The sequence below is a fragment of the Methylobacterium sp. WL8 genome (genome assembly GCF_008040045.1).
In the GTDB taxonomy this organism is placed as follows: Bacteria; Pseudomonadota; Alphaproteobacteria; order Rhizobiales; family Beijerinckiaceae; genus Methylobacterium; species Methylobacterium cerastii.
Window position 1 is genome coordinate 1 of record NZ_VRVF01000162.1, and the last position, 2,776, is coordinate 2,776.

At 63.3% G+C, this 2,776-nt stretch carries 3 protein-coding genes; 1 reads left to right on the top strand and 2 read right to left on the bottom strand.

The features are described 5' to 3' along the window. Positions 1-257 precede the first annotated feature (257 nt). Positions 258-539, top strand: coding sequence for a hypothetical protein (locus tag FV234_RS25590; protein ID WP_147832414.1), 282 nt, complete (start codon positions 258-260; stop codon positions 537-539). 522 nt (positions 540-1,061) lie between these two features. Here FV234_RS25590 and FV234_RS26555 read toward each other — a convergent pair. Together FV234_RS26555 and FV234_RS25605 are read right to left on the bottom strand one after the other, a co-directional pair. Next, positions 1,062-1,436 carry a hypothetical protein gene (locus FV234_RS26555; RefSeq protein WP_210250994.1) on the bottom strand — a complete coding sequence of 125 codons (375 nt, stop codon included), beginning with the start codon at positions 1,434-1,436 and terminating at the stop codon, positions 1,062-1,064. Between the two features lie 147 nt (positions 1,437-1,583). Then, complete coding sequence (locus FV234_RS25605) at positions 1,584-2,747, bottom strand: AAA family ATPase (protein ID WP_246686313.1); 1,164 nt, start codon at positions 2,745-2,747, stop codon at positions 1,584-1,586. Positions 2,748-2,776: the final 29 nt, after the last annotated feature.

Consider the following 2,776-nt stretch of genomic DNA (forward strand, 5'->3'; position numbering starts at 1 on the left):
AAAGCATCGCCCCGATCGGCGATGATCCCCTCGTCAGCCTGCCCACCCTCGCAGCCTGATCGTCCCGGCCCAAGCCGGTGATCGTGGTGGCCCTCACCAAGCTACACCACGCCTAGGGACACGACCGCGCTTGGCCTCGGATGGTGACGCGAACGTCGTCGATGGGATGTCTTGCACCGCCTGTCAGCGGCGTTATCAAACGCTAGTTCAAGGCTCTGTGCGACGGCGATCAGTCGTTGCCAGCCGGACACTGTTCCATGGCCCTCGAAAAGCACGCCGATCAGAACGCCCGCATCTCGGACGCTGATCCGAACATTGTAGCGTTCGAGATGATCGAGGACGGGAAGGTGATCCATGCCGAATTTGGCGCGACCAGGCTTGGACCTGTCGAGTTCTTCGAGTCGCATCGTGATGTGATCGAGGGAACGGCAAAGCAGACCTATGAGCGGCTTTCGGAACCCACCGAGCATCTGCGGATGACAGACGAGGATTTCGCCGCGCCGGGCTCGCGAGCCAATGCGTCGGACGAACTGAACTGACACACCGGCTGGCTGCCGCTGGGCTGAAGGGCCTGACGATGCAGCGAGTAGGCTTGGGATGGTGGGCATCATGTCCGCCATCCCGGCAGACCAGCCCATGCCTCTGTAAGGACAGCCTCGCGCCCAACCTGATCCGGGGCCGCGTCTACGACCTGACGAAGCACCGCCTCCATCGCGTCGGACCCGCTGATCGCAGCGGCCTCCTGGCCGTGGCGACGAATAGCCGAGCGGTACGCCTTCACGGCAGGGCCGACCTTCGGCCCGCTCTCCATCGCCGTCAGGATGGCTTCCAGTGCGGCCACGATGGGTGCGGTTTCCCGACAAGTCGCCGGTGTAGATGCCTCAGGCTCGGGTACGTCAGCCGGTTTGCGGGGCGGTGCGGAGAGGTTGGTCGTTAGAGGACGCTTCATGGCAATTTCCGCTGTTTGGCTGCTACTGTGATGCTCAATTTCTTCCCTCTCTCAACTTCAGCTGGTGGAACCCATGGGTTTTTTACAATCGCTCAAAATATTCTTCGGCAGCTCAAAATCGAAGAATAGTTCCGCACAGAGGAGACAAATGCAGGGCATAGATATTGCCGAGAGCGGTGATTTTTCGTCCAATTTTAGCACGGCCATGATGGTGCTCAATCAGCGGATAAACAGCAGATTTCCAGATAATTACGAGGCGAGCTCCAAAGCTAACCGAGATTACAGCCGTGACTACGGGGATGACAGAGCTGCAGCTATCGATACAGCCTCTGCCGCCGTTGCAGCCGCTCTGCGTGGTGGTGCCACTGTAAAGCAGGCCGCTGAGGCCGGAGCATCGAGCATCAGCATCTGAGTGGAGCCAGGCCAAGTGCTCGGCCGGATCGATGTCCTGGCGCCAGGGGCCGAAATGGTCGGCGGGGGCGGTCATCGGGCCACCTCAGGGGCGGCTCTAAGCGTAGCGGGACAAACGGGACATCCGGGACATTTGTCCCCCTGTGTCCCGCCCATGAGGGGGGACAGACGGGACACGACTACAAGGAGTGTCCCGATTGTCCCCCTCGGGTTCGCGGAAAGGTCACTCGTCATGGGCGAGCCAAAAATGAAGGGTGCCGCCCGTCTCGTGGGCGCCGATCAGGCCACGGTCCTGCGCGGTCCTCACGGCTCGCTGAAACGCTTTTTTCCTCGCCTCGGCCCGGTTGGCGGCGGTCTCCCCGGTCGTCGCGTAATTGTTCTGAAACTCTGCCCGGACGTGGCCCTCTTGAACGGCCAGCACCTCGGGGCCTTCCCCGCCGAACGGCCTGATGCGCTGGCTCTGTCCAGCGAGGGCATTTTGCATTGCCGACTGGAAAACCTTCAGTGAGACCGGCCAGCGGCTCTTTGCGGACGAAGTGGCTGCGGCGCTCGTCCTGTCGGTCTGCCAGTTCACGACGCATGTCGTGATCGGGTCGCCCCATCGGTCCTGACCGATCTCGATCTGATCTAGCGTGTAGGGAGTTTCTTGCCCGATCCGGCCGCCGCGGAGCTTGCGCACGGCCATCCGCGTGTTCGAGGTGTTGCCGGCCTCGTCTCGGTTCGCCAGCATGGCGAGCACCACGTCGGCCGCGGCCTCCTTCGCGGATGATCCGCGGGTGCCGGTCTCGGTGGATTTGCCGAAGTGATCCACGCCGAACACGAAGGCGCCTGTGTGCTGGCTCAACCGCTCTAGGGCGCTCATCACCCGCTGGGTCTCGGCCGCGCTGTTCTCGTCATCGAACCCGGCGCCTGCCGCTACGGTGTCCACGATGATGAGCGTGAGCGGGAGGTCGTACCGTTGGCGCATCTCGACCGCGGCTTGATCCGCCACGACGATGAGGTCTTCAACCGCCCCGGCATCGACCAAGCGCGGGCATTCCTCGATCCAGGCGAAAGGCAGGTCGTCCGGGTCAACCGTGGCGACGCCGGATGCAGCGTCGGCCATGGCATTCTCTGCGATCTTGCCGGCGACTAGGCCGCGCAACCGGATCGGGATCTCCGATGCACCCTCGGGGGCAATGAACAGGGTGCCGCCGCGACGGAGAACACGCCGGCCGGCGAAGGAATGCCCCGTCATAGTTGATGCGGACATATCGAGGGCGCCGAACGTCTTGCCCGAACCCCATTGGCCGGACAGCAGGCCCTTCCCGCTCTCCGGCACGAGGTCTTTGATGAGCCATGCCCGATCTGCGTTCGGGTCGGCGTCTCGGTGCCACCGAAGGGCCAGAGGCTTGCGGCGGGCCGACGGCTCGGCGC